The organism is Pseudovibrio sp. Ad26 (genome assembly GCF_001623285.1).
Lineage (GTDB): Bacteria > Pseudomonadota > Alphaproteobacteria > Rhizobiales > Stappiaceae > Pseudovibrio > Pseudovibrio ascidiaceicola.
In genome coordinates this window covers 180,740-206,044 of the sequence record NZ_LMCE01000094.1, presented here as the reverse complement: position 1 = coordinate 206,044, position 25,305 = coordinate 180,740, and the positions used below count along the sequence as shown (strand labels likewise).

At 51.0% G+C, this 25,305-nt stretch carries 23 protein-coding genes; 10 read left to right on the top strand and 13 right to left on the bottom strand.

The features are described 5' to 3' along the window. The first annotated feature begins 193 nt into the window (after positions 1-193). The gene (locus PsAD26_RS20705; RefSeq protein ID WP_063312024.1) at positions 194-1,582 is read left to right on the top strand and encodes a mannose-1-phosphate guanylyltransferase/mannose-6-phosphate isomerase; all 1,389 of its coding nucleotides are present in this window, start codon (positions 194-196) and stop codon (positions 1,580-1,582) included. Positions 1,583-1,691: 109 nt separating this feature from the next. Further along, positions 1,692-3,203 carry a phosphomannomutase/phosphoglucomutase gene (locus PsAD26_RS20700; RefSeq protein WP_063311926.1) on the top strand — a complete coding sequence of 504 codons (1,512 nt, stop codon included), beginning with the start codon at positions 1,692-1,694 and terminating at the stop codon, positions 3,201-3,203. Between the two features lie 85 nt (positions 3,204-3,288). Here PsAD26_RS20700 and PsAD26_RS20695 read toward each other — a convergent pair whose 3' ends face one another. Continuing rightward, the gene (locus tag PsAD26_RS20695) at positions 3,289-4,128 is read right to left on the bottom strand and encodes a hypothetical protein (protein WP_063311925.1); all 840 of its coding nucleotides are present in this window, start codon (positions 4,126-4,128) and stop codon (positions 3,289-3,291) included. A 112-nt stretch (positions 4,129-4,240) separates the two neighbouring features. Then, on the bottom strand, positions 4,241-5,131 hold the full coding sequence (locus PsAD26_RS20690) for a LysR family transcriptional regulator (protein WP_063311924.1): 891 nt from the start codon (positions 5,129-5,131) through the stop codon (positions 4,241-4,243). Positions 5,132-5,321: 190 nt separating this feature from the next. On the opposite strand from PsAD26_RS20690, the gene PsAD26_RS20685 reads away from it, so the two are divergent. Continuing rightward, entirely contained in the window at positions 5,322-6,821 is a 1,500-nt protein-coding gene (locus PsAD26_RS20685) for a CoA-acylating methylmalonate-semialdehyde dehydrogenase (RefSeq protein WP_063311923.1), read from the top strand. Positions 6,822-6,867: 46 nt separating this feature from the next. Here PsAD26_RS20685 and PsAD26_RS20680 read toward each other — a convergent pair whose 3' ends face one another. Continuing rightward, complete coding sequence (locus PsAD26_RS20680; protein ID WP_208860527.1) at positions 6,868-7,368, bottom strand: hypothetical protein; 501 nt, start codon at positions 7,366-7,368, stop codon at positions 6,868-6,870. A 451-nt stretch (positions 7,369-7,819) separates the two neighbouring features. Here PsAD26_RS20680 and cydD point away from each other — a divergent pair, with 451 nt between their 5' ends. Beyond that, complete coding sequence (gene cydD / locus PsAD26_RS20675; RefSeq protein WP_063311922.1) at positions 7,820-9,625, top strand: thiol reductant ABC exporter subunit CydD; 1,806 nt, start codon at positions 7,820-7,822, stop codon at positions 9,623-9,625. Next, positions 9,622-11,361, top strand: coding sequence for a thiol reductant ABC exporter subunit CydC (gene cydC / locus PsAD26_RS20670; protein ID WP_063311921.1), 1,740 nt, complete (start codon positions 9,622-9,624; stop codon positions 11,359-11,361). Before cydD ends, cydC begins: the two co-directional genes overlap by 4 nt. A 97-nt stretch (positions 11,362-11,458) precedes the next feature. On the opposite strand, the gene PsAD26_RS20665 is transcribed toward cydC, so the two are convergent. Both PsAD26_RS20665 and PsAD26_RS20660 read right to left on the bottom strand, forming a co-directional pair. Beyond that, the gene (locus tag PsAD26_RS20665) at positions 11,459-12,580 is read right to left on the bottom strand and encodes a saccharopine dehydrogenase C-terminal domain-containing protein (RefSeq protein WP_063311920.1); all 1,122 of its coding nucleotides are present in this window, start codon (positions 12,578-12,580) and stop codon (positions 11,459-11,461) included. A gap of 243 nt (positions 12,581-12,823) precedes the next feature. Continuing rightward, positions 12,824-13,303, bottom strand: a complete 480-nt coding sequence (locus tag PsAD26_RS20660; RefSeq protein ID WP_057465942.1) for an Lrp/AsnC family transcriptional regulator — start codon at positions 13,301-13,303, stop codon at positions 12,824-12,826. Between the two features lie 249 nt (positions 13,304-13,552). On the opposite strand from PsAD26_RS20660, the gene PsAD26_RS20655 reads away from it, so the two are divergent. Then, positions 13,553-14,662 (top strand): zinc ABC transporter substrate-binding protein, encoded by a 1,110-nt coding sequence (locus PsAD26_RS20655; protein ID WP_063311919.1) that lies wholly within the window; start codon positions 13,553-13,555, stop codon positions 14,660-14,662. Positions 14,663-14,854: 192 nt separating this feature from the next. On the opposite strand, the gene PsAD26_RS20650 is transcribed toward PsAD26_RS20655, so the two are convergent. After that, positions 14,855-15,355, bottom strand: coding sequence for a MarR family transcriptional regulator (locus PsAD26_RS20650; protein ID WP_181952086.1), 501 nt, complete (start codon positions 15,353-15,355; stop codon positions 14,855-14,857). Between the two features lie 146 nt (positions 15,356-15,501). Here PsAD26_RS20650 and PsAD26_RS20645 point away from each other — a divergent pair, with 146 nt between their 5' ends. Continuing rightward, positions 15,502-16,380: a DMT family transporter gene (locus PsAD26_RS20645; protein ID WP_063296335.1), complete on the top strand. Its 879-nt coding sequence runs from the start codon at positions 15,502-15,504 to the stop codon at positions 16,378-16,380. Between the two features lie 67 nt (positions 16,381-16,447). On the opposite strand, the gene PsAD26_RS20640 is transcribed toward PsAD26_RS20645, so the two are convergent. From PsAD26_RS20640 to PsAD26_RS20620, 5 genes are all read right to left on the bottom strand, one after another. Next, positions 16,448-16,684 carry a hypothetical protein gene (locus tag PsAD26_RS20640; protein ID WP_057465945.1) on the bottom strand — a complete coding sequence of 79 codons (237 nt, stop codon included), beginning with the start codon at positions 16,682-16,684 and terminating at the stop codon, positions 16,448-16,450. Between the two features lie 196 nt (positions 16,685-16,880). Next, on the bottom strand, positions 16,881-18,368 hold the full coding sequence (locus PsAD26_RS20635; protein ID WP_063311917.1) for a hypothetical protein: 1,488 nt from the start codon (positions 18,366-18,368) through the stop codon (positions 16,881-16,883). A gap of 302 nt (positions 18,369-18,670) precedes the next feature. Beyond that, positions 18,671-20,158: an NAD(P)/FAD-dependent oxidoreductase gene (locus PsAD26_RS20630; protein ID WP_063312022.1), complete on the bottom strand. Its 1,488-nt coding sequence runs from the start codon at positions 20,156-20,158 to the stop codon at positions 18,671-18,673. A gap of 11 nt (positions 20,159-20,169) precedes the next feature. Beyond that, positions 20,170-20,640 carry a cupin domain-containing protein gene (locus PsAD26_RS20625; protein ID WP_082830661.1) on the bottom strand — a complete coding sequence of 157 codons (471 nt, stop codon included), beginning with the start codon at positions 20,638-20,640 and terminating at the stop codon, positions 20,170-20,172. Positions 20,641-21,079: 439 nt separating this feature from the next. Continuing rightward, on the bottom strand, positions 21,080-21,364 hold the full coding sequence (locus tag PsAD26_RS20620; protein WP_063311916.1) for a putative quinol monooxygenase: 285 nt from the start codon (positions 21,362-21,364) through the stop codon (positions 21,080-21,082). Positions 21,365-21,534: 170 nt separating this feature from the next. Here PsAD26_RS20620 and PsAD26_RS20615 point away from each other — a divergent pair, with 170 nt between their 5' ends. Further along, complete coding sequence (locus PsAD26_RS20615) at positions 21,535-21,891, top strand: helix-turn-helix domain-containing protein (protein WP_063311915.1); 357 nt, start codon at positions 21,535-21,537, stop codon at positions 21,889-21,891. Between the two features lie 100 nt (positions 21,892-21,991). On the opposite strand, the gene PsAD26_RS20610 is transcribed toward PsAD26_RS20615, so the two are convergent. Further along, on the bottom strand, positions 21,992-22,237 hold the full coding sequence (locus PsAD26_RS20610; RefSeq protein WP_063311914.1) for a hypothetical protein: 246 nt from the start codon (positions 22,235-22,237) through the stop codon (positions 21,992-21,994). Between the two features lie 438 nt (positions 22,238-22,675). Between PsAD26_RS20610 and PsAD26_RS30370 the strand changes: the two genes are divergently transcribed. Next, entirely contained in the window at positions 22,676-23,416 is a 741-nt protein-coding gene (locus tag PsAD26_RS30370; protein WP_063311913.1) for a calcium-binding protein, read from the top strand. Between the two features lie 692 nt (positions 23,417-24,108). Next, positions 24,109-24,888, top strand: coding sequence for a tetratricopeptide repeat protein (locus PsAD26_RS20600; RefSeq protein WP_063311912.1), 780 nt, complete (start codon positions 24,109-24,111; stop codon positions 24,886-24,888). Between the two features lie 127 nt (positions 24,889-25,015). Here PsAD26_RS20600 and PsAD26_RS20595 read toward each other — a convergent pair whose 3' ends face one another. Further along, complete coding sequence (locus PsAD26_RS20595) at positions 25,016-25,279, bottom strand: pyocin activator PrtN family protein (RefSeq protein ID WP_063311911.1); 264 nt, start codon at positions 25,277-25,279, stop codon at positions 25,016-25,018. Positions 25,280-25,305: the final 26 nt, after the last annotated feature.

Below are 25,305 nucleotides of genomic sequence, written 5' to 3'. Positions count from 1 at the left end.
CGCTGAATACCCCTGAAAAATAATGGAGTACCTAACGGCAATGGGACTGGTAAAAAACCTTAATTATTTCCAAGAGAATGTGTGGAACACTGAAACTCCACGTGTTTTGAGGGTTTTGGGCGGCAACATCTAAGTTTACGAATAGTCTATTCGTTTGTTTGAAAGTGATCCTGAAAATATGACTGGCAATAGCATGAGCAAAATCACACCTGTGATTCTGTCGGGTGGGTTTGGATCTCGCCTCTGGCCTCTGTCCCGTAGAGAAAGGCCAAAGCAATTCTTGCCAATCTTCTCAGGTCAAAGCCTCTTTCAAAAGACATGTGAGCGTGTCAGATCAGAGCAGTTCCGTGCGCCGCTCGTTATTTCAAATCAAGACCACCGCTTTCTGATCGGCGAGCAGATGGCCGAACTTGGGATAGAGCCACAAGCTATCGTATTGGAACCATGCGGACGAAACACTGCAGCCCCCGCTGCACTCGCTGCACTTATGGCGCTTGAAACAGATGAAAATGCAATTGTCCTTCTGTTGCCGTCGGACCATCTGGTCGCTGATGACAAGGAGTTCTTGTGTGCCGTTGATGCCGCTCACGCAGCCGCGGAAGCTTGCCAGATCGTCACATTTGGTATTGAGCCAAGTGAACCCAACACCGGTTATGGCTATATCAAACTCTGTGAAGGCGGAGCTTCCGTCCGCAAAGTAGATACTTTTGTCGAGAAACCAGACTTGGCGACCGCTGAAGAGTTTCTCAAAGACGGCAATTACCTCTGGAACGCTGGCATCTTCATGTATTCCGCAGCCGCTATGCGTGATGCCTTCTTAAAACATGCGCCAGATATTTGGGAGCAGGTGGTCCTAGCTTCCCAAAATGCACGACGCGATCTGGACTTCCTACGGCTTGAAGAAGAAGCCTTCGCACAGGTGCGCAACATCTCTTTTGACTATGCGATTATGGAGAATGAAGAGAACGTCGCCTGCGTTCCAACCGACCCAGGTTGGAGCGATCTTGGATCATGGCCTGCCATTTGGGAGTCTATGTCGAAGAATGATGAGGGTAACTCGGCTTTAGGCGATGCGATCTTCGAACAGTCCAAAAATTGCCTCGTTTATTCTGAAGATGCCCTCGTCAGTGTTGTCGGCCTTGAAGATGTTATGGTCGTAAATACCAAGGACGCGCTCCTCGTCGCCGCAAAAGACAAGGCGCAGGACGTGAAGAAGGTGGTGGAGCAACTGGATAAGGCAAACCGGCCCGAAACTGTGCAGCACCGCCGCGTGTACCGTCCATGGGGCTGGAGCGAGCGCATCTCAGAAGGTGAGCGCTTCCGCGTACAGTCCATGATGATCGAACCCGGTAAAGGCCTGACCTTGCAGCGCCACATCCACCGTGCGGAGCACTGGGTTGTTGTAAGTGGCACGTTGGAAGTGACCATTGATGGGAAAGATGAGCTGATTTCAGAAAATCAGTCGGTCTTTGTCCCGCTTGGCGCAAGGCACAAACTACAAAACCCGGGAAAAATCCCGGTTCGCATGATCGAAGTCCAGTCCGGCGCATACATCGCCGAGGATGATATCTTGCGAGTATAACGTGAATTTGAAACCGTTGGGTGGGGGAACGCCCCACAACCAAACGGAGTTTGATAAAAGCGTCACGTCTCTGCATTACCAGTGGCCTGAAGCTTATCTAGGAGAGAATATGTCAGTTAAACCGGTTTCACAGCTAACGCCAAACACCTTGGCGTATGAAACGACACCGTTGGTCAAGCCGACCGGTTTTCGCGAGTACGATGCGCGCTGGCTCTTTGAAAAAGAGATCAACCTGAAGGGTATTCAGGCGTTGGGCGAGGGACTTGGAACCCTCATTCACGAACTTGGCGTACGTCCTGAGATCGTCACCGGTCACGACTTCCGCGGCTACTCCGCCTCCATCAAGATGGCACTGGTTACTGGCCTGATGTCTGCGGGTATCAAAGTGCACGACATCGGCCTCGCCATGTCTCCGATGGCTTATTACGCTCAGTTCGATCTGGATGTCCCATGCGTTGCTATGGTCACTGCCTCCCACAACGACAACGGCTGGACTGGCGTGAAGATGGGTGCAAACCGCCCGTTGACCTTCGGACCAGAAGAAATGGGCCGCCTTAAAGAGATCGTTTTGGAAGGTGCCAGTGACCTGCGTGGTGGCGGAGCTTACGAATACCATCCTGATTTGACTGACCGTTACATCGCTGACCTCACAGAGCGCGAAAAGTTCAAGCGTCCAATCAAAGCTGTTGTTGCATGTGGTAACGGAACCGCAGGTGCGTTTGCACCGCGTATTCTCGAAGCGCTGGGCGTTGATGTAATTCCACTCGACTGCGAGCTGGATCACACCTTCCCGAACTACAACCCAAACCCGGAAGACATGAAGATGCTTCATGCCATCCGTGACAAAGTGTTGGAAACCGGTGCTGAAGTTGGTCTGGGTTTTGATGGGGATGGTGACCGCTGTGGTGTGGTCGACAACGAAGGCAAAGAGATCTTCGCTGACAAAGTGGGCGTCATGCTGGCCCGCGATATCTCTGCCCTTCATCCAGAGAGCCAGTTTGTGGTTGATGTAAAATCAACTGGTCTGTACCACACCGATCCGGTCCTCAAGGCCAATGGTGCAAAGACCGATTACTTCAAAACAGGCCATTCCTATATCAAGCGCCGCGTAACTGAGCTTGGGGCTGTTGCTGGTTTTGAAAAGTCCGGCCACTACTTCTTCAACCCGCCAATCGGTCGTGGGTATGATGACGGTGTTGTCTCAGCGATTGCCATTCTGGATATGATGGACCGCAATCCGGATAAGAGCATGGCTGACCTGCGCCGCGATCTGCCAAAGACTTGGGGCTCCCCAACCATGGCAGCCAAATGCGCGGATGAGATCAAATACGATGTGGTTGATCGTGTGGTTGAGCGCTTCAAATCCATGCATGCTGAAGGCGCGAAGGTATCTGGTCAGGATATCGCTGATCTGATCACCGTAAATGGTGTCCGAGTTGTGTGTGAAGATGGAACATGGGGTCTTGTTCGCGCATCCTCCAACAAACCAGAATTGGTTGTTGTTGTTGAAAGCCCGGTCTCAGAGGTGCGCCTGCACGAGATGTTCAAAGCGATGGACGCAGTTCTTCGCGAGAACCCAGAGGTTGGCGACTACAACCAAACACTGGCAGAGCTCGCCTAAGATCTCTCATAAAAGACATAAAAACGCCGGTCGTTGAGGCCGGCGTTTTTCGTTTATGTGAGATCTGGTGACTGCTGTGTGCTGGCTAGTAGCCTGCAAAGTAGAGCAGGTCCACAATGTATTTGCGCATTGCAGGGCCATGTGGTGCGGGCAGGCCAACAAGAGCATCGTAAAGGCGGATCTCACTGTCACACAGTTGTTTGTCAGTTGGATCAGCAGCGAAAATGCGGCTTAGGGAGCCCATCGGATACACCTTCATCAACGCATCAAATGCTGGGTTCGCAGCCAGATACAAATCCGCATCAGTTGGCTTATCCGTGGCCTTACCAATCACACGCACTTTTGTCTGCGCAGGCTCTGCGGTGTAATCGATCATGAGCCCGTCGTCCTTGGCTTTAACCTGAGCATCAGCGAGCAACTGGAACAGTGCTAGCCCTTCCTGCATGCTTTCACTCTCCACCATGGCGTAGCTGTCCAGAAACGCACCAGTGGAACCGGAAAATACTTGAGCGCACACCAGCTCACCTTTGCTTTTCTTCAGCTTCAAGGTGAGGGCACGTTTCGCCTTTAGGACCGTGATGACCTTTTCATTATCAGCATATTTTAGCAGCGGGCGATAAACCTGAAGTGCGCGATAAAGCAAGTCATGCAGACGCTTTGCCAGTACGCGCTCATCTGCCCTGGATTGAATCTCTTTCTCAATCTGGCTTTGCAGGTCTTTGTAAAGACTCGGAAATTCAATCTTAATCACAGGCAGGGAAGGGATATCCGGTGCAAGAGTATCCAGTAGAGCCTGCTGGTATTTGCTATCAGCTGCGTGGCTTTCCTGTGTCAGAGATCCGCCAAAATCAAAGTAAAGCAGGGTCGCGACAATGGCGACAACAATCAAAGGGACGCCAACGAATTCCGCAAGCTTACCAATCATCTCATTTTGCCTTCAAGTTACAGTCGGGAAGTGGTGCGCACTGTATATTATAAATTATCAAAAATGACAATTTATAAATTTGAAGGCTTAATTCGTATTGTAATTCAAAGCGTTACAGATGATTTCTAAACAGATTTTTCTCCTGTTTTACCAAATCACCAATGAAATCAGAAACTGCTTTAATGCGGCGCAGGTGTCGTGCACTTTCATGGGTAACAAGGTAGTAACTCCGCGAAATACGCCGCTTCGGAAGCACTGGAACGAAATCGTCATTACCATCTGCAATGAAGCCGTGGAGGATACCGATCCCGCTACCAGCTCGTACTGCTTCAGTCTGGCCAAGTGCGCTGGCACATTCCAGACGAGACTGCCAGTCCTTGGAAAATTCTGCGGAGTAGTTGAGCGAAGAGGCAAAGATCAAATCGTCCACATAGCCAATCAGGCGATGTTCTTTCAGCTCTTCCTCGTTCTCCGGTAGCCCGTAGCGTTCGGCATATGCACGAGAGGCATAAAGACCCAATGAGTAGTCAGTCAACTTGCGGCTCACCAAGCGGCCATGCTCCGGTTGTCCAACGGTAACGGCCAGATCAGCTTCGCGCTTGGAAAGAGAAAAGGCGCGGTGCAGGGGCACTAACTGCAATGTGAGATCTGGATAGCGTTCATTCAGTGCCCCCAGACGCGGCGCCAGAAAAGCCACCCCAAAACCGTCGGGAGCACCTATACGCACAGCGCCGGAAAGCTCCACATCCGTCCCGCCGATCTCGGCGCGGGCAGAAAGCATCTCCGTTTCCATCGATTCAGCAAACTCAAAGAACCGCTCTCCCTCGCTGGTGAGCGCACATCCCGTGGTACGCCGATTAATCAACTTGGCCTGCAGAGCAGTTTCAAGTGCGGAAAGACGGCGGGCAACCGTTGCGTGGTTGAGGCCAAGCCGCTGCGCAGCGCCCAAAATCTGTCCAGAGCGTGCCACAGCAAGAAACACTCTTGCATCATCCCAGTTCATGTTTTTTGATAGCTCCCAGTCCACACGCTGCACGTCGTGTGCTTTAATTTTTGCACAACGGTTTCGAATATTATCTCATTGATATGCGAAAAATATAGTTCATGCTAGGGGCATAAAGAAATTCGCTCGCAGACCTGTAAAACGCATGTGTTTGCGGGCCGCAAGAATAGACTTGGAGAGGGAGGACCTCATGGAAGAGATCGGTCATTTTATCAATGGTAAGCGAGTAGCTGGCAAGTCCGGCCGCACTGCAGACGTTTTCAACCCTGCAACCGGCGAAGTAACTGCAAAGGTTGCTCTGGCAACTGCAGCAGAAATGCAGGAAGCAGTAGCCGTCGCTGAAAAAGCGCAGCCAGCATGGGCAGCAACCAACCCACAGCGCCGCGCTCGCGTTATGATGAAGTTCGTAACCTTGCTTCACCGCGACATGGACAAGCTGGCATCCAAGCTGTCTTCCGAGCACGGTAAAACACACCCGGACGCTAAAGGCGACGTGATCCGTGGTCTCGAAGTTGCAGAATTCTGCATCGGCGCACCACACATGATGAAGGGTGAGTTCACCGAGGGTGCAGGTCCTGGCATCGACATGTACTCCATGCGTCAGCCTCTGGGCGTTGTTGCAGGCATCACGCCATTCAACTTCCCGGCAATGATCCCGATGTGGAAGTTCTGTGTTGCGATTGCAGCTGGTAACTCCTTCATCCTCAAGCCATCCGAGCGCAACCCGTCTGTGCCAATGATGCTTGCTGAACTGATGCAGGAAGCTGGTCTTCCAGACGGCATCTTGAATGTTGTAAACGGCGACAAGGAATCCGTAGACGCGATCCTTGATGATCCAATCATCCAGGCTGTTGGCTTCGTTGGTTCCACTGCGATTGCTGAGTACGTTTACACCCGCGGTACAGCTTCCGGTAAGCGCGTTCAGTGCTTCGGCGGCGCGAAAAACCACATGCTCATCATGCCGGATGCTGATTTGGATCAGGCAGCTGACGCTCTGGTTGGCGCAGGCTTCGGTGCTGCTGGCGAACGCTGCATGGCAATCTCCGTCGCTGTTCCTGTTGGTCAGGAAACTGCAGACCGCCTCATCGAGAAGCTCATCCCACGCGTTGAAGCTCTCAAAGTTGGCCCTTACACTGCAGGCGACGACGTTGACTTCGGTCCAGTCATCACTCCACAGGCACGTGAGCGCATCCTTGGTCTGGTGAACTCCGGCGTTGAGCAGGGCGCAAAGCTCGTTGTTGACGGACGTGACTTCAAACTGCAGGGCTATGAAAACGGAAACTTCGTTGGTCCTTGCCTGTTCGACAACGCAACCAAAGATATGGACATCTACAAAGAAGAAATCTTTGGTCCAGTTCTGACTGTTGTACGTGCAGAAACCTATGAAGAAGCTCTGAGCCTGCCAATGGATCATGAGTACGGCAACGGCACAGCAATCTACACCCGCGATGGTGACACTGCACGTGACTTTGCAAGCCGCATCAACATCGGCATGGTCGGCATCAACGTTCCGATCCCTGTGCCACTCGCATACCACACCTTCGGCGGTTGGAAGCGTTCTGGCTTCGGCGATCTGAACCAGCACGGCCCAGATGGCTTCAAATTCTACACCCGCACCAAGACAGTGACATCCCGCTGGCCTTCAGGTGTGAAAGAAGGTGCAGAATTCTCTATCCCAACAATGGGCTAAGCCTTCGGGATAACAGTTTTGAAAGGCGCTCTTCGGAGCGCCTTTTTTATTCGTTGCTGCCAAGAGGGTAGGCACAGGGAGCAGCTCCAACCGCGCGGCAGGGTTCATAATATGTAATCTTGCTGGTGCTTCCGTCATCCCACGTCAGCTGTACTGCAAGAGCCTGTACTGTCCCGCCAGGAAACTCCATTATGTAGGGCTTATGGATGCTCTGTGCTTCCACGCGGAAGGGGTATTCAGGATCGCAATCAGGAATGGGAAAGCTCTTATCCAGATCCTTGGAGTCGATCGAATACTTAATTTCTTTCAGCCTGCAACGCAGCGACATGATGGGTGCAAAGTTGATGATTTGCTTGTTGTCCAGAGTCTGGAAGGTGATCCAACCCTCTGGCTCCAGGTCACTGGCCATCGTCTTGAAAATGTCCAGTGGTGGAATCACATCATCCCGTTCTGCAGTAAATCCGGCTTTTTCAGAGGCAAAGGATGAGGAGGCAAGGCCCAGGCCCCAAATTGCCGCCAGACACAGGCGGCGAAAAGAGCAAAACATGGCAGGTTCTCTCCTTTTTGTTGTTATTCAGCAATATCAACTCGTTAGTTCGATGTAGGCTGAGAGCTATAAGAGAACTCGGGGACCCTAGCGGAAAGCAGTTAATATTCCCGAAAACTCGGGGATCCATGAGCCAATTTGATTTTTATCGTGGCAGCTCTTCGGTAAAACCCCGTAAACCTCGGCAAAGCAACGCTCTGCGGGGCACCTATGATCTCTCAATATGCGCACCTGTGCGCTTATGTCCCATACAAATTGGGGGGTCTTCGCCTCTGAGTTTGTTGCGATTTATTAAAAAACTGGAGTAATTCTAACGAGCGTGTTGCAATCACAGACCGGACGGGTCGATTCCATTGCGCAAGCAAGTCTAGGCAATTGAAGAGTTTTTTCGGAAATTGTCTTTATGAATTACAGGCAGATGCCCCGGCGAAGAGGGAACCGGACAAGCGGAATGACTGAAAACCTAGCAAACGTAACAGAGCTATCTGATGCAGACGTCGCGGAGGCAAATGCCCCCGCCAAGAAACGTGGACGCAAAAAATCCGCGGGTCAGGTTTGGCTGCAGGATGCGGTTCGCCCGGAAATGAAACTGGTGAAACGCGGTGCAATGTTACAAGGCCTCTCGGAACTCCTCTGGATTCCGCAGGCAGCATTATTGGCATTGGCAATCGCTGGCCTGATCGATCCACACGGACCGGGCCTGGATCCATTCTATGCAACAGCTTCCATACTTATCTTAGCCGTGATCCGCCATTTTCTGCGCATCAAGGGCGGTGAGATCGCAGTTCGCGCAGCCTCAAAGGCGCGCCATAGACTGGAAACCAGTCTGCTGAGCAATCTGACCAACCTGTCACCGGCAACCGAACTGCCTGCAAGTGGAAAAATCGCGTCCATCGCGGTGGAACACATTCAGGCAATCGGCCCTTATCTTGGCCGTTTTCTCCCAATTCAGGCGCGTCTTTCACTCGTCCCTCTCATCTTGATTGCGTCTGTCGCCTATGTCAGCTGGTTTGCAGCTCTGTGTCTGCTGATCTTTGGCCCGCTGGTGCCGGTCTTCATGGCAATCGTTGGTATTCGCGCCAAGAAAGCCAGCGATCGTCAGCTTGGCGTCCTTGCCGATATGGGCGGGCTGCTGCTGGACCGCCTCAGAGGCATGGAAACTTTGCGTCTGTTCGGCGCGGTTAAACGCTCGGAAGACGACATCCGCAAGCTGGGTGGCGACTTCCGCACATCCACCATGCGCGTTCTTCGTATTGCTTTCCTCTCCAGCACTGCACTGGAACTGTTCAGCGCCGCCGCAATTGCAATCACCGCAATCTACGTCGGTTTTTCCCTGCTTGGAGAATGGAGCTTCGGCGCATATGGTTCTCCGCTCACGCTGGCCGGTGGCCTGTTCGTGCTGATGATCGTTCCCGAATATTTCGCACCACTTCGCGCCTTTGCAGCAGCCTACCATGATCGTGCAGCAGGCATTGCAGCAGCAGATCATATCGTTGAACTGCAAAAGCAGCTGGAGGACGATGGTCAGGAAGATATCATCGGGACTGGGCTTGATGTTGTGCCGCTGCCAGCAACAGGTGCGCTGACGATCAGAAATCTGAGTGTTTCCCGCGGCCACCGCAAGATCCTCTCTGACGTCAACTTGTCTCTGGGAGAGCCGGAACTGGTCGTTGTCAAAGGTCCGAGTGGAACCGGTAAATCAACCCTGATGGATTGCATTCTCGGCTTCTTACCAGCCGATCAGGGCCAGATCGCTTATGGCGGGCTTCCTCTGACCTCTTATGGTCTGACCAACTGGCAACAGTCCATCTCTGTCCTTTCTCAAAATCCTGAGCTGTTCCACGGCACGCTACGCGCCAACCTGCGCCGTGCTGATCAATCAGCAGACGATGCAACACTTACACAAGCCTTGAAGCTTGCTGCAGTTGATGAGTTGCTCGCCAAGATCCCAGGAGGCCTCTCAGGCCAGATTGGTGAAGACGGCAAGGGCTTGTCATTAGGGGAGCGTCGCCGCTTTGCGTTGGCACGTGCTGCCCTGCGCGAGGACGCAAGACTGATCATTGCAGATGAACCAACTGCCGATCTCGATGGTGCAACCGCACAGAAGGTTGTCACAGCTCTCAAGCAGTTGGCACACAACAAACCAGTTTTGGTCGCAACTCACGATCCGCGCGTTGTCGGCTCAGCCGACCGCGTGTTGACCCTGAAAGAAGGTGTGCTGGTTGAGTTGAATGAACGTGAAGGAGAACAACAATGAGATCGTCCCTTCGCATCATCTGGCTTTTGCAAAAAGAAGAACCGCTCGCATTCTGGGGTGGTCTGTTCCTAGCATTTCTCCCAGCCGCAGCAGGCATCGCATTGCTGGCAGTCTCTGGTTACTTCATCACCGCAACGGCCCTTGCTGGCCTCTCAGCAGGTGCAGTTGCTTTCAATACCTCATCTGCGGCAAGCAGTATCCGCCTTTACGCCTCCATGCGCATCTTCGGTCGCTATATTGAACGGGTGATCACGCATGACGCGACCTTTCGTTTTCTCGCGAACCTGCGTTCCGGCGTTTTTCGCGGTCTTGTTGCCCGGGAAAGTAATGGCACACTGAGCCAACGCTCCGCGACGGCGCTCTCCCGAGTGGTGAGTGATGTGGATCAGCTCGATGGCTTGTTCCTGCGTCTTGTAGTGCCACTTGCCTCAGCAACCATCATCACTGGTCTGACACTGGTTATCCTGTGGCAGTACTCCCCAATGGCGTCGATCGCTCTGGGGGCTGTTCAGGCAGCAGGGCTCACTATTCTGGCAAAATCAGGCGGTCACAGCCAAAAGGCACAAGCGCGCAAACTCAATGCAGCCCGTGATGCTCTGCGTGTTCGTGTCTCGGATCTGGTGCGGGGACGACGTGACCTTTCCGTCTTCGGTGGTCTGGAGCAACAGCGTGTTGCCGCACTCAAAGCAGTCAACCAATTGGACGATGTGCAAGAGCAGAACGAATTGACAGACATGCGCAATCAGGCTGTGGTGAGCACCATGAGCCAGGTGATGGTCGCTGTTACGTTCCTGTTCGCAGCTTATTCCTATCAGCAAGGGCAAATGGAGCTGAAGCACATCGCTCTGTTCGCCTTCGTTGCTTTGGCTCTGCCAGAGCTGCTCATCTCCCTTGCCAACAGCGCAGGCAGCTGGAGCAAGATGTCTGGCGCAGCTGACCGCGTCCGGTCCCTGCTCACAGTAGGCCAGGACAGCGAAGCGCTTCAGAACGCCCGCAGCAATTCTGAGACACCTTCTTTTGAAGTTGGCGAAGACGCTTTGAACCTTAAGGACATCCACTTTGCCTACACACCAAAGGCAGCTGCTATTTTGGACGGTGTCGACCTTGCGCTGCCAACTGGTAGTCGCACAGTGGTAATCGGCCCAAGTGGTGCTGGCAAGTCCACACTCGCGGCTATCGTTGCACGTTTGCAAACGCCGCAATCTGGTGCGATTCAGATTGGCGGCGTTGAGCTGAGCGGTATGGCAGAAGACAAACTGCGCGCTGCTTTGACTGTTGTCGGTCAGCGTACGCAGATCTTCCACAGCACCATCGCAGAGAACCTGCGCGTTGCCCGTGAAGATGCAACCGATGCAGAGCTTTGGGAAGCACTGGCCCATGCTGGTTTGAAAGAGCTTGTCGAAGGCAGACAGGAAAAGCTGGTAACCCATCTGGGTGAGGGTGGTTTGGGTCTGTCCGGCGGTGAAGGTCGCCGTCTGGCATTGGCTCGTGCGTACCTGCGTAATCCGGAAATCTGGGTGGCGGATGAGCTGACAGAAGGTCTCGACCATGCCACTGCAGACAAGGTGCTCGCATCTTTCCGCGCCATGACCAGAGGCAAAACCGTCCTCATGGTCTCGCACCGTGCCAGCGAGCTGGAAGGTGCAGACCGCGTTCTGGTCCTTGAAGATGGCAAGCTGGGCGAAGTCACCCTGCCACTATCCGACGAGATCAAAGGCCGTCTCCGCGACGATTGATCCGGGAAACTAAGTCTAAAAGAAAAGCGCAGCCTCAGAGATGAAGCTGCGCTTTTTTGTTGTCTCAGTGGTCGCAAAAGGGATCAGGTCGACAGCTTTATGCTGCGATCTGACGCCCCGGTGTTTCGTGATCAGACCCATCGTTGTTGTAAAGACCGCCGAAGCGATTGGAGAGGAAGTCATCTAGGTTGATGCTTTCCTGCTTCACAAAGCCTTTGGCGTTCAAACTGCCATCCATCAGCAGATCCAGCGTGGCACAGATGCTGGCCGCTGTGGTGATCTGAATACCGCTCCAGTGCTTGCCCATGATCTCACGGTCATTGACCACATGAGAATAAGACTTCTGCTGGAACCGACCATCTTTCATACCTGTGGCGGTGATAAAGATGAGCACGCGGTCCTGCATGGTGACCGGAATGGAATCTTCCATCACCTCTTTCAGCAAATCACGCTTGTTGATGAAGCCTAGATCCTTCAGCAGCAGCTCCATGATGTCCCGGTGACCCGGATACCGGATGGAGAGGTAACGCAGGCTCTGCACCTTGTCCTTCAGCGTCTCAGAAAGAGAACCCAGACCACCGGACGTGTTGAACGCTTCATAATCAACGCCATCCAGAGAGAAATGCTGCAGACCGGCCAAAGCTGGCACCTTGGTCAACTCACCGTTCTCGATGGCAAGACATGGGTTGCAGTACTCGTTGATCAGGCCGTCGGTTGACCAAGTGAGATTGTACTTCAGCTTGTTGGTCGGGTAGCGGGGCAGGGCGCCCACACGCAGATGCAGATCTTCAAGACTGTCAAACTGCTTTGCAAGATCATAACCGGCGATGGACACAAAACCAGGTGCGAGGCCGCATTGCGGAGCAAAGGCCTTGTTGGCGCCTTCTGCAATCTTCTCCACTTCAGCAGTGCTGGCCACATCTTCGGTCAGGTCAAGATAGTGGCAGTCTGCATCTTTTGCGGCCTGCGCGATCACCGGCGTCAGGAAAAACGGTGCAGCTGAAATGACAGCGTCGCATCCTTTAAGAGCTTCTGTGAGTTTTCCCAGATCACTCACATCCAGTGCTTCTGTTGTCACATGCGGCACGTCCAGCGCACTCAGCGCTTCCACACTCTGGTCCAGTACCTTGATCTGATAATCACCTGAACCTTGTAGCAATGCAGCGATCATCCCACCGATCTTACCTGCACCCACAACAGCAACATGATGTCGGCTCATAAGCCCCTCCAAGCTTGTTTCTATTGACTAGGAGTCTACGTGAAAACACTGCCGGAGTTTACGGGGCAACTTGCCGAAATGACGTTTTATTTCGTGTAAATGACGGTAACTATGTCATATTGACATTAAAATTGTAAATATGACGAATTTTACGTGCAGTACTCACACGATTCGAGACAAGGAAAGCAGGCAAAAAGTGCCACTTAAATCGAATGGGCAAAATAAACGAATGCTCAGGATCTGTTACTTCTCAAGGCTATAGGTATTTTGAGGCATGAAAGGCCGCTGTCGCTCAAACTTCTTCGTCAGCACGATAGAGGACCGCGTGCGCTCAACACCCGGAATAGCAGCAATCTCGTCCAGCACAGCATCCAGCTCTTCCAGACGGTCAGGCTCAACAATCAGGCAGAGATCAAATTCACCGGAGATGGTCAGACAGCTGCGGATTTCAGGGTAGGACTCCAACTGAGCAATCAGTTCGCGAGAGCGTTGCTGGGCAACGGAGAGCATGACAAGTGCCTGAACCCGCTTCTGATCCTCTTGGTCTCCCAAAATAGCTGTATAGCCGATAATGATGCCTTTGCGTTCAAGCCGGGCAATGCGCTCTTGAACTGTTGAGCGGGCAACATCCAGACGTCGTGCAATAGAAGACACCGGCTCCCGAGCGTTTCCCTGCAAGATGGCAATTAGCTTGCGGTCCAGCTCATCCTTAATCTCGGCCATAGAAAGTCCTTTAAATTTTGCGGCAATATAACAGATATCTCGTTAATTTGGCAGTAGGATCAGGCAAAACTAACAGTTTACTGGCTAAGTGCAGAACGAACCTGCTGAGATCAATAGAGTATTTACCCCGTCATTTTGAGTTTTGCCCAGTCTTGAATTAATCACAAAAAGGCCGTTGCACTCCAAAATTTGTGACGTTATAAAGTAACAAATCGAATGTAATATTATAACAAAATGGTTGTGAGACGTATGAAGCATCTCTTAGGTTCACTAAGCATTCTCGGTCTTCTTGCCGGAAGTGTATCCTTTCCTGCTTTGGCTCAGGCCGAGGTCAATGTAGTGGCATCCATAAAGCCAATTCACTCTCTTGTGGCGAGCGTGATGGAAGGCGTAGGTGCGCCTGATCTGGTGGTGGAAGGTGCTGGCTCTCCGCACACTTACAGCCTGCGCCCCTCAACAGCACGCAAAATTGCTAATGCAGATGTGGTATTCTGGGTTGGTCCGCAGATGGAGAGCTTCCTTGAAACACCGCTGGATAACCTTGCAGATAACGCAACGATCGTGACGCTGAAAGATGCCCATGGTCTGACACTTCTGAATTTCCGTGAAGGTGGCAACTTTGAAGGCCATGACCACGGCACACATGCAGGTGAAAGTGCCGCTGAACATGCCGAGCATGCTGACGAGGCGCATGAGGATCACGACCACGAGAAGCATGATGACCACGCCGACCACGATCATGAGAAACACGAAGATCACGCTGACCATGATCATGACAAGCATGAAGAGCATGAAGAACACGCTGAGCATGCAGGTCACGATGAACATGGTGATGAAGCCGTAGATATGCATATTTGGCTGTCGCCACAAAACGCGATCGCCATGCTGCATGAGATTGAAGAAACCCTCTCAAAAGCTGATCCTGCAAACGCGGCCAAGTACGCTGCCAATGCAAAAGCAGAAGCCGCTGAGATTACTGAGGTCTCTGAAGCACTGAAAGCAGACCTGAAGAATCTCCAGACCAAGCCGTTCGTGGTGTTCCACGATGCTTACCGCTATTTTGAAGAGGCTTACAACCTCAATGCAGTCGGCTCAGTTACAGTCAGCCCGGAAGTGCTGCCGGGAGCAAAGCGCCTGTCTGAAGTGCGTCAGAAGCTGGAAGGTTTGGGCGTCAGCTGCGTCTTCTCTGAAGTACAGTTCAATCCGCGCATGGTTGCTGTGCTGAAAGAGGGGACTGGGGTTAACTCCGCTGAACTTGATCCTCTCGGATCAACGCTGGACTCAGGCCCGCAGCTTTACACCGAGTTGCTCAAGGAAATGGGCGGTGCCTTCAACACTTGCCTCTCCGGCAACTCTTAGGTCTGAGAGATAACAAAAACAAAAGTCAGACAGGCTGTGCGAAGTCAACGAGCACTGCCTGATCTGCTCACCCCCAAACTGAGCCACGGGTAACCACCACGTACCTGTGAAGATCATCTACCAGTTTTCATGGATGAGCGAGTGTGAAGGATATACGGGGAAGTAGCTTGCATTGCCCAAGTTAAAAGCAGGCTACATCGTTCCGTTTTCTTCCAGCCTGTGGCTCCATCTTTCCAAAATACCCTCAAGGGCCTCCCTATCCTGCGGGTCCAGAACCTTGAGCATCTCTGCTTCCATTTCAAAGTGCGCTGCTGCAGCTTCCTCCACCAGGGAGCGGCCTTTGTCCGTCAAATGGATCATCAGAGCCCGGCGATCTTCCGGATTAGGATTACGGCACACCAACCCCAGCTTTTCCAGCTTATCGAGGCGGCTGGTCATGGTGCCGGAGGTCAGCATGCTGGACCTGGTCAGTTCAGTCGGGCGCAGTGCATAAGGCTCACCGCTCCGGCGCAAGGTTGCCAGAACATCAAAGTCACCCGTCGCCAGACCAAACTTCGCAAAGTTGGCTGAAAGATCTTTGTTGATCTGCATGTTGAGACGCATCATCCGCGCCAGCACATACATCGGGCTGGCATCAACTTCAGGATGTTCGCTCTTCCACTGGCGCACAACGCGTGCAACGTGATCACTCATTGTCATTCTCAATAATCTGGCTTGCAGCAATACAAAGCTATATTGCAGAGGAATTACTTGATATCAAGATACTTGACGCTTCTGCGTATATATCCTAAGCATCATATCGAATTAATTTGAGATCAAGATAATTGAGGTCGAAGTACATGCTTGTTCAGCTGCGCACGGCGCTTACGCCCGCAATTTGGGGCACCACCTACGCCGTTACAACGTTGCTCTTGCCCGCAGAAGACCCTGTCTGGATGGTGGTCTATCGCCTGTTACCCGCAGGCTTGCTGCTATTGGCTTTTGCTCCGGGTTTGCTCAAAGGCCCTTGGGTGAAGAGAGCGATGACCATTGGCCTGACCAATCTTTCCATGATCTTCTTTGTGTTCATTGCCGCTTTCCGCCTCCCAAGCGGAATGGCCGGAACTCTTATGGCAACACTGCCCTTGCAGATCATCTTTTACATCTGGATTCTGGATGGCAAAACACCCGTCGCCCGCCAGCTCATTGCGTCTCTCATCGGGCTGTTCGGTGTCGGCTTGCTGTTACTTGGCGCTGTTGAGTTGGATTGGATCGGTATCGGCGCTGCAATGGCCGCCTGCCTGAGCACCTTCACAGGCGTTTACCTCAGTGGTAAATGGGGCCGGCCAGACGTCAGCATGGTCACATACACAGGCTGGCACGTCACATTAGGCGGTCTCTACGCCGTACCAATCGCACTTGTACTGGAAGGCGCCGCTCCGGTGCCGGACCTGAACATGGTACTGGCCTTCTTCTGGATCGGTATTTTGGGAATGGGCCTGGCATCGGTCAACTGGCTGAAGGGGATCGTACAGCTCAACCCAACAACCATAGGCTTTCTGTCTCTGGTCAATCCGGTATCCGCTGTCTTATGCGGTCAGTTGCTGGTGGGGGAGCAGTTTGGTGTGCGCCAGTGGGTCGGCATTCTCATCGTGCTGGGAAGTATCGTCTTTGCACTAAAAACCCCTGGCACAAGAAAAGCCACAACACAAACCAAGGATGTGGCTGCAACCAGTTAGGCGCATTTTCAAAAAGTGCGCCCGATTGTGAGGGAATGGCACGCACCTTAAATTGAAAAACTAAGGATTAGCGCAGGTAAGCGATATAAGCATCCTGCGCTTTTTGCATGGCCTCAACCTTGTCGTTGACGTCACCTTTGCACACAACACCATTGTGATGCAGTTCCCACCGCCATGGCTTACGCGCTTCATCATCACCTTCGCGATGAACCCGCATGCTCATCTCGGTATTGAGAACGCCTGTCCCTACAGTGTGATCCGGAACATTTCTCCAAAGCTGTCGCCACTGAAACTTCTTGGACATAGTAATCTAACACCCGATGTTCTTCCTATGTTCTCATTGTGAAATGATTCCATTAAAATTCTCCTAACGGATGTTAAGGATTAAATCCGAGATGGCGCGAAAACAGCCCAAACACGGGGTTGGGCTGTTTCTTTTTTGATGAAATTTTCTGTTCCCAAACACCAGATCTCAAGCGGTATGTCTTGGGCAAACCAGATTATCGGCTCGGTTTCGGCGGAGTCTTGACCTTACCATCCGGCGAGACTGTACCTTTAGAGCCGCCTTCCAAATCAAAACGATAGGCATCTCTGTTAACAGCGTCATCTTCTGCTGTTTCCAGCTTGGTCTCGAGCTCTCCGACAATCTCTTCACTGGAGATCTCAAACCCCTTGCCTTTGATCGGTTCGGAGAAGGGTTCGGTATAAAGGTCAGAACCCCATTGAGGCTTCAGGCCATGATTGGCGGCACCCAGATTCACCTCAACGGCAGAGTGGTGCTCATCACCCACCAGATAACCAGTCGCCAACCATCTACCCAGTTCTTTCACTTGGTTTTCAGCGTTTGGACCTTCCAGACCCAGTTCCTTCATCACACCTTTGCCAAGCAGGCGAATACCGGTGAGGAAACGGTCAGTGGTTCCGGATGGCCCAGCAACGGTTGGTTTGTTGTGTAGCTCTGCATCCTTGGCAAAACCTGTTCCATCCTTCACATCCCAAACTGAAAAACCAGGCTGGTGTTCAACAATAACCTTATCTTTCGGCATTTCACCGCCTTTGACAGGTTTGTTCTCTTTGAACTGGTAATCCTCTCTGTCATGTCGGTTACGTGGATTGGTTTTTGCAAAATTGATTTCGCGTTCCGTCAGGCGCTTGTTAGCTTCCAGATCAGCAGCCGTTGCCCAGGCACCATCGCCGCCTTTCTTGCTGCGCTCACGATATTTCCGCTGGTTCTCTGTCAAACTCTGACCTGCAAGCGCGTCATTTTGAGGAACGGGTCCATCGACTTGATCTGTGCCGGGGACATCGCCATAAAGCTCAGGATTCTTGGAAGCGTTCTGCGTGTTCTCGTTACGATAAGTGTACAGCTTTAACTCATCTGGATCATCGTCGGATCTTGCATTGCGCGGGCGACCGAACTTGAAGCTGTGCAGGTAATCAATATCGATGATGTCTTTCATCTTTTCCTGAAGTTCAGGGGAGTGATAGATCTTCTCCATGGCCTTTCGGAAAGCAGGGGAGTTGGACAAATCGAAATAGGCCGTGCCTTTTTCGCGGATTGTCACATCGCTATCTTCTTTGCCCTTCTTGGCACCGTCGACAATCTTGGTAAAACCGCCAGCACCCAGCTGACCGACAACACCGTATTTCGGATTGTCGCCCGTATAAGCCTGCATGGCATCCATCATGCCCTTGAGCTCGTCGTCACCTTCAAGCCGCGTGAACACGGTCACAATGCTCTTGATCAGGCTGTCAGCTGTCTTGTGTGCGGCTGGACTATCAGAAGCAATCTGCGCCATCGATGCTTCAACGGCTTTGTTGTCAGCAACGCTCAGCACATCAGCCTTGGGCATGCTGGCTTCTATCTGCTCAGCCTGCTGCACACTATCAGGAAAATCGATACCAAGATGCTGACATACGCGTTTCGCCCAGCTCAGCTCGTCTTGATTTCCTGAACTCTCAGGTTGTTGTTGTGCACCACCCAGCATAGACACACTCCTTAGACAGATGACCATTTATTCTCATCTCTCGACAATGTCGGGGGCGTGTTGCGTAGGTTTTAAAATAATCGATAAAATATCGTGAGAAGCATTCACAAAGATCACGATGGTTATATCGGCATTGTTATGTTGCAAGTGGTTTGATTAAAACGCCGCTGATCACCGTTTAAAGGTGGTTCTCCAGCACCTTCAGCAAAACCGAAGGCGCTGGAGAGACATTTAGAGATTATACGTGAGAAACAATCATTTAGCGCTATAGGCTTAACAGATGACGGCGTCTCACGATGTTGTTATTGCGCAAGATACTGCGGAGCTGACTTTAGGTAACTCCCATAGGCCTGCGCATTGGGATAGGAGAACTGCTCTGCAACAGGATTACTGCGCTTGCGTTTGGCCGCTCCAATATCTTCCAGCAGTTCATCAAAATGCTTGAAGTGGAATGGAGCTGAGCACAATCCGCCATAAACCTGAGCTGCTGGCCGGTCATCACGCCGCCAATCCAGCATCTCATCAATGTTCTGACGCATCTGTCCATCCGTTGGTTGCTTCTCCAGCTGCCCATCCGCATAGCGCACCAGCCAGTTGGCAATCATCTCTGCAGAAAGCACCGTGCAGAAGCTGGAATTGAAGCCCACAAACCCCATTTCTGGCAGGTCAGGGTTTACAGAAAGACGGTAGGTCCGATACTGCCCGTCCTTTTCAATCAGCTTGTCACGATACTCTTTTGCCAGATACGGAATGCCCAGCTTCCACCCCACCGCAAGCACCGAAACATCACAGCCCACTTTATCGCCGCTCGTTAGCACTGCCTGACCATCTTCATAATGATCAATCGTGCCTTGAACCGGCTTGATAACGCCGCTCTTGAACCCCTCAAACAGTCCTGGGGTGACAATGGGAATAGAGCAGGAAATATCCTTCTCAATCGGCACCTTTGGCACCATATCCCACTTCTTCAGTCCCAACTGAAGCTTCAGCAACATCTCAAGACCGCGGAAATTTGCCCAGATCAGCGGCTTTGCAATTGCAGCCATCGCCTTTTGTAGCGGATTTCTGCCCCAGCTGTTGAATTGCAACTCCTGCGCCCGCATGTAAAGCAGCCGCTTGAAGTTGATGCCGCCCACAAAGTACGGCACCCGCCACACCGGCTCACGATACACCAGTGTCACTTGAGAGGCCCCATTCTTCGCCGCATTAACCGCCACATCTGTTGCCGACTTGGAACCACCCAGCACCACCACCCGTTTGCCCTTGGCAAGGGACGGATCGGTATAGTCGGAAGAGTGCATGACGTGCCCGCCCTGCGCCTCAAAACTGTCCTGTCCCGGATGGCTGATAATATTCTTTTCAGAAAACTGTCCCGTTGAGATGACGACAAAATCGAAGTCTTCTTTGCGAACCTGCCCTGCCGCATCGAGCGTCAGTGTCCATCCTGGCTGGCCGTCCTCCCGGCGGTCCATGGAAAGGACCGACGTATTCAGCTGAAACAACCGATGCAGCTTGTGTTTATGAGCATAGGAATGCAGATAAGCATGCACTTGCGGCCCCTTGGGCCATTCCGGATACTCCTTGGGCATAGGATGATCCGTATAACAATACAGATCTTTTGGAGACTGGGTCTGCACCCCCGGATAGGATCTGGAAAGCTCCCAGACCCCGCCAAAATCGTGGGTGCGCTCATAGCCGAACACTCGGTGCCCACGTTCGTCAAAGGCTTTGGCAGCCGCAAGACCGCTCACGCCGCCGCCAATGACAGCAACTTTCTTCTTCTTCACCATGTCAGCCACCTTTATTCAGCTGGTGGCGGTAAGAAGTCGACTTCATGCAAGGCAGAGATGCGCACAAGCTCTTCTGGATCTGTTACGCCGTCCAGGGCCTCAAACAGATCATAAAGCTTGCGGGAAGGGGCCACGCCAAACACACAGGTTGCTTCATCGCCGGAGCGGTTGAAGATCCCATGCGCAATTCCGCGTGGCATTCTGATTGTGTCACCCGGCCCGGCTTTGTGGCAAGCTTCCCCAAACTCCACCTCAAGGGCACCAGTCAAAACTGTAATCCACTCATCCTGCGTTGGATGAATGTGCGGTGGCACAAAGGTCCCGTCCGGAATAGTTGCATGCCAGATAAACACGTTCTCGGTCAGCACTTTAGGTGTGTATGTATGGCCAACAACATTCCAGCTGGTGTTGTCATTAAGGCCTTCCCCCACAAGCGTCACACCTTGCAAAGCACCTTCCGGCATCAAGACTTGATCAGACATAATTCCCTCCTCATCAATAGAATAAAGTGGCTGCTTAGCTCTGATTATTTATTTTGAAAATTTATCAATCTATCTCCGCAACTCCTCCGCAACTCCTCCGTCATGAATACATAGAAATACTAGACATTCAGGCGGCGTTGGTCAGGTTTATCTCGCATCTGCGAGATAAATATTTACCTAGTCTGGATAGATTCTTTTTTAAACTTAAAACAATGATATCTGCGAGGAGAGATAGTTCAAGCTTAAAATGTTATGGGGCTCTACAAACTATCGATTTTGGAGGATGAAATGAAAAGTGTAGAACGCATAGGGAAGGACGTAACCAGCGGGATTTGCTGGGATTCGTCTGAGAAGGTTTCGGTTGTTACAATGTACGATAAAATTATGCAGAGCCCTCACAACATTGGAAAGACTCTGCAAAATACTCTCGTAGCAGCTGTTAGATGCGTGTCATCTCGTTCACAGTAAACGCGTCAACGGCGCCCTCTGTTGCCACCATGTAAGCAGCCAGATGAGGGGCGCTCATGTGCTCCTGCCACAGCTCACGTGTTTCCCAGTTCTCATAGAACATGAAGTGAGCGGGATTTTCATTGTCCACGTGCAGATCATATTGCAGGCAACCAGCTTCAGCGCGGGTCACATCAATCAGCTTCTCCAGCTCTGCTTTCACAAGATCTTCCTTGCCTTTGGCTGCATGGATATTGGCGACGATGGTCAAGGTCATGGGAGCAATCCTTTCTTTTGTTTTGCTGGCAGAGAACTTATATAGTCGCTATATTAATAACAAGTACGCACAATTTTGGCCTATAGGTACAAGAAGTATACTAATGCGTAGCCCCGAAAAGAGATTCCGGTTTTCCAATAGGATTACGCGCAAAAATAAAGGCTTAGAGCATGAGTGATAAAAACCAACGCTTCGAACAATACAATTGCAGTCAGGGATGCCCGGTGGAAGCTGCTCTGGAGCTGATTGGAGGCAAGTGGAAAGGCGTTATCCTCTACCACCTGATGGAAGGGACACAGCGTTTCGGTGAGCTGAAAAAACAAGTCGGAACAGTCACTCAACGCATGTTGACCAAGCAGCTGAGAGAGCTGGAAACCGACGGTCTGGTCTCCCGCAAAGTCTTCGCTGTGGTTCCACCTCACGTAGAGTACTCACTCACACAAAAAGGAGAAACCCTGCGCCCCATTATCACCGCACTGCGCGATTGGGGCGTCGATCATGCTGTACAGGAAAAGCAAGAGGCTTGAAGAACGAAGAAAGAGCGTATCGACCAGAATGACCCTGGCGCTCAAGCAAGGATACGCTCAAAACATAAGAGATAAAATGGTGTGACGAGATCTGACCTCTTTAATGGCCCTCACCAAACGGCCACGAAAATGGCCAGAAAAACGGTCCAAGTCCAACCGTGCCGAAGAATAAGAAGTAAGCGCCAACCATGCGCACCAGATCCAGTTTATAAAGTGCCAGCGCCGCCTCGTAAAACACGTAAGCACTAAACACCATAAATCCAACCCCAAGCAGCACCTGCACGCCAAGGATCACCATTTCCTGAAAAGGCCGCGAAGCCTCCGGCTGTGTCGCACGACCACTCATCGATCTATTCCCTCTTCTTCATCCAAACTCACCCCAAACCCTACCAGATCCCCCCATCACTCACATACCACAATGTTGTGTGCTGGGAGGCGACAGATCTGACTACAAAACAATGTAGCGAGGACCTGCAATGCTAATTGAGAAGTATATGGCAAAGTTTTGGGTGGCCGTAGATTCTGTGAGAGGTCGATATCAACCAGAAAATTGACAGCGCCCTGATGAAAGTAACTCATCTAGGTTTTGTGAAAATTGAAGAATAAAAAATAATAAGATGTATTATACATATAAATCTATTTCAGGCTGTAATTGCTAAAATTAATTAGTCTCATCAATGAGATATATTCGATGTTATTTGAGTAAATTAAGAGTTAAATCATATTTGATATCACTTTTTTCAGTGAAAGCCTTCCGGAGTAATTTCTTATTTCTGAGGCTGACATGTCTGATTCTGTTACTTCAATATCATCTCAAAACGTATCTCCTTCATCTGAAGAGCAAACGACAGTTTATTATTATGAATATGGTGGTGGTCATGAAACGATCATCGATGTGCATGCAGACAACTCTGAGATCAACGAGCTGGTTGTCGGGTCCGGATATCAGCCATATGACGTGCAATTCAGCCGCCCATCTGGCACGGACAACGATGACCTTCTGCTGACGTTCCACGATGGCGGGACGTTGCTGATCAAGAACCAATTTGCCGATGGCCAAGGCCTCCAGACCATCCGCTTTACTGAGGCTGACTATTTTGTCCTATCAGATTATGAGATCATGGAGGCCACGTTCAACTCCACTGACGGTGATGATGTCATCCATGGCGGCGATCAGGGCGACACGCTTTATGGCGGATTCGGTAATGATACGCTTCATGGCTATGAGGGCGATGATACGCTGATCGGTGGGGATGGCGACGACATCCTGACCGGTGGTGCAGGCAATGATACCTTCAGGTTTGAGTATACATATTTCGGCAACGACACCATCACTGATTTTGATGTTGATACTGAAGTTATTCAGTTTGAGTTTGGAGTACTGACAAGCTTTGGCGAACTGTTGGAAGCTGCAAGTGATATGGGAACAGACGTTGTCATTCAGCTTGATGATGAGACATCGATTACTCTGAATGGTGTTCAGACGGACAACCTTCAAGAGAGCAATTTTGAGTTTCTGATCTAAGCGCCATAAGTCGTTATAGAAGGTTGATATTTTGGGGCGGTCGGTTTGCAATCGGCTGCCCTAAGTGCATTTCAAGCGAATACTTTGATGAACCACCACTAGACCTGCCCAAACCAATCTCCTCACTCGTCTTAACCATCCATTCCGTCATTGCAGTCCATTCGTACGTTTCTGGTGGGTCTGACTTGCCAATTTGGTACAGAAAGGGCAAAAGACTGCGACTTGAGGCAGTTTGAGACCGTCGTGAATGACTGAAGCAACAAAAAAACTCTATAATATCAAGAACCCCGTCTTCGCAGTCGCGCCGATGCTTGACTGGACGGATTACAAATATAAGTGATTAAAAAACAATGCATTGAGTGTGTTGGTATGTTCAGTTCGTACTTGAAGTCGTACTAATATTCCAAAGCGGTTTTGTTATGCAATGTATAGGGCTCAGCACTTCTAATTAGTTCAGCTTGCAAGTATCCCAATTTTCAACCCAGATTATTTATCTCCATCCAAACGATTAATCCAGATTACCTGCGTCCAGCCACCGGTTTGCGAGTAGGAATGGCGAGAAAGTTATCTATGGAGTTAAGCAAGTTTCAAGCTAGATTTGAGTTGTAGAAGAAGGTTGCCGGATTGCGCTAACTAGATGTCACTAGGTTAAGCGAAAGATCTATTAGTTTATATGTTTTCAAGAGATGAATATGTTAAAAATATTATCCGAATTTCGTAAGGCAATTCTAATTACTGTATTGCTTGTGTTTTCTTCGATTAATGCCTTCGCGTCTGATGATGTAGAAGAACTTATAAAACGTGCAGAGAATGGCAATGCCAATGCGCAGTTTAGTTTGGGAATAAAGTACGAAATCGGCCAGGGAGTCGCGAAGAACTCCTTTAAGTCTGTGAGATGGTATGGTCTCGCAGCAGAACAGGGAAACGTCGATGCTCAGTACAGACTCGGTAAGATGTACGCAGTGGGCAGAATAACTCCACAAGACTACGTATTAGCTCATAAATGGTACAGTATGGCTGCCAAGAAAGGGCATGCGCGTGCACAGCTTAATCTGGGGGTCCTTTATGGCAAGGGAATGGGAGTGCCCAAGGATCTAAAAAAGTCCGTAAAGCTGTATACAAAGGCTGCGCTCCAAGGGGAACGGGTCGCTCAACATAATCTAGGCGCAATGTACCTTTTTGGCGAGGGGGTCGCTGCTGATGAAGAAAAGGCTATCAAGTGGCTGAGTTCAGCTGGGAAGAAAGGTTATGTTCATTCGCAGCATTTGCTAGGTATCAAATATCGAACTGGAATTGCTGGAGAGCATGATAGTACAAAAGCGTTGATTTGGTTTTCTCTTAGCGCTGCTGCAGGGGAAAGGGATGCTGCTGCTTATGTAAATACGATAAAGTCTGAGCTCGGTGAGGCAGAATTGGCCTTCGCGGAGAGAGAAATATCTCGTCTTAAACAGGAAATTGCTGAGAGCAACTGACCGAAGTCAATTGATCCTGGCGGGGAATAATAATAGCAAGTTATATCGATTAGGTTTGCAAGGTACCTCACTGATAGGCGAAAGAAAAGGCCGCACAAGGGGCCTATATCTTTTTATTTGAGCAGTTTTATCTTCCGAACATCGCATTGTTTTCTTTCGTAGCTTCTTCCCTCTTTTTGTCCAGGTAATGCGCCAGATCCACGAGGTGGACGCCTCTGGCGCATTTTTGGCTGTCTTCGATCCGGACAATTGGAAGGTCGATCTCGCCGCTGTTGTGCTTGCGAAGGAATTTTTGCAGCGTCAGATGTCCGAAGAAGTCTTTACATACTTCCTGCACGGGTATGATTGTTTTTCCAGAGTACTGAGCCAGTAAGAGAAACTGGGTGTTCATAGAGTCACCTTCCAGAGTTCGAAAAT

What these genes read in the sequence shown, in the direction of transcription:
- PsAD26_RS20700 (WP_063311926.1), top strand. Translation starts at nt 1,692, where the DNA reads ATGTCAGTTAAACCGGTTTCACAGCTAACGCCAAACACCTTGGCGTAT.
- PsAD26_RS20690 (WP_063311924.1), bottom strand. Translation starts at nt 5,131, where the DNA reads ATGAACTGGGATGATGCAAGAGTGTTTCTTGCTGTGGCACGCTCTGGA.
- PsAD26_RS20665 (WP_063311920.1), bottom strand. Translation starts at nt 12,580, where the DNA reads ATGAGCCGACATCATGTTGCTGTTGTGGGTGCAGGTAAGATCGGTGGG.
- PsAD26_RS20615 (WP_063311915.1), top strand. Translation starts at nt 21,535, where the DNA reads ATGAGTGATAAAAACCAACGCTTCGAACAATACAATTGCAGTCAGGGA.
- PsAD26_RS20620 (WP_063311916.1), bottom strand. Translation starts at nt 21,364, where the DNA reads ATGACCTTGACCATCGTCGCCAATATCCATGCAGCCAAAGGCAAGGAA.
- PsAD26_RS20695 (WP_063311925.1), bottom strand. Translation starts at nt 4,128, where the DNA reads ATGATTGGTAAGCTTGCGGAATTCGTTGGCGTCCCTTTGATTGTTGTC.
- PsAD26_RS20600 (WP_063311912.1), top strand. Translation starts at nt 24,109, where the DNA reads ATGTTAAAAATATTATCCGAATTTCGTAAGGCAATTCTAATTACTGTA.
- PsAD26_RS30370 (WP_063311913.1), top strand. Translation starts at nt 22,676, where the DNA reads ATGTCTGATTCTGTTACTTCAATATCATCTCAAAACGTATCTCCTTCA.
- PsAD26_RS20645 (WP_063296335.1), top strand. Translation starts at nt 15,502, where the DNA reads ATGCTTGTTCAGCTGCGCACGGCGCTTACGCCCGCAATTTGGGGCACC.
- PsAD26_RS20705 (WP_063312024.1), top strand. Translation starts at nt 194, where the DNA reads ATGAGCAAAATCACACCTGTGATTCTGTCGGGTGGGTTTGGATCTCGC.
- PsAD26_RS20660 (WP_057465942.1), bottom strand. Translation starts at nt 13,303, where the DNA reads ATGGCCGAGATTAAGGATGAGCTGGACCGCAAGCTAATTGCCATCTTG.
- PsAD26_RS20650 (WP_181952086.1), bottom strand. Translation starts at nt 15,355, where the DNA reads ATGAGTGATCACGTTGCACGCGTTGTGCGCCAGTGGAAGAGCGAACAT.
- cydC (WP_063311921.1), top strand. Translation starts at nt 9,622, where the DNA reads ATGAGATCGTCCCTTCGCATCATCTGGCTTTTGCAAAAAGAAGAACCG.
- PsAD26_RS20635 (WP_063311917.1), bottom strand. Translation starts at nt 18,368, where the DNA reads ATGCTGGGTGGTGCACAACAACAACCTGAGAGTTCAGGAAATCAAGAC.
- PsAD26_RS20610 (WP_063311914.1), bottom strand. Translation starts at nt 22,237, where the DNA reads ATGAGTGGTCGTGCGACACAGCCGGAGGCTTCGCGGCCTTTTCAGGAA.
- PsAD26_RS20595 (WP_063311911.1), bottom strand. Translation starts at nt 25,279, where the DNA reads ATGAACACCCAGTTTCTCTTACTGGCTCAGTACTCTGGAAAAACAATC.
- PsAD26_RS20655 (WP_063311919.1), top strand. Translation starts at nt 13,553, where the DNA reads ATGAAGCATCTCTTAGGTTCACTAAGCATTCTCGGTCTTCTTGCCGGA.
- PsAD26_RS20680 (WP_208860527.1), bottom strand. Translation starts at nt 7,368, where the DNA reads ATGTTTTGCTCTTTTCGCCGCCTGTGTCTGGCGGCAATTTGGGGCCTG.
- PsAD26_RS20640 (WP_057465945.1), bottom strand. Translation starts at nt 16,684, where the DNA reads ATGTCCAAGAAGTTTCAGTGGCGACAGCTTTGGAGAAATGTTCCGGAT.
- PsAD26_RS20630 (WP_063312022.1), bottom strand. Translation starts at nt 20,158, where the DNA reads ATGGTGAAGAAGAAGAAAGTTGCTGTCATTGGCGGCGGCGTGAGCGGT.
- PsAD26_RS20685 (WP_063311923.1), top strand. Translation starts at nt 5,322, where the DNA reads ATGGAAGAGATCGGTCATTTTATCAATGGTAAGCGAGTAGCTGGCAAG.
- PsAD26_RS20625 (WP_082830661.1), bottom strand. Translation starts at nt 20,640, where the DNA reads ATGTCTGATCAAGTCTTGATGCCGGAAGGTGCTTTGCAAGGTGTGACG.
- cydD (WP_063311922.1), top strand. Translation starts at nt 7,820, where the DNA reads ATGACTGAAAACCTAGCAAACGTAACAGAGCTATCTGATGCAGACGTC.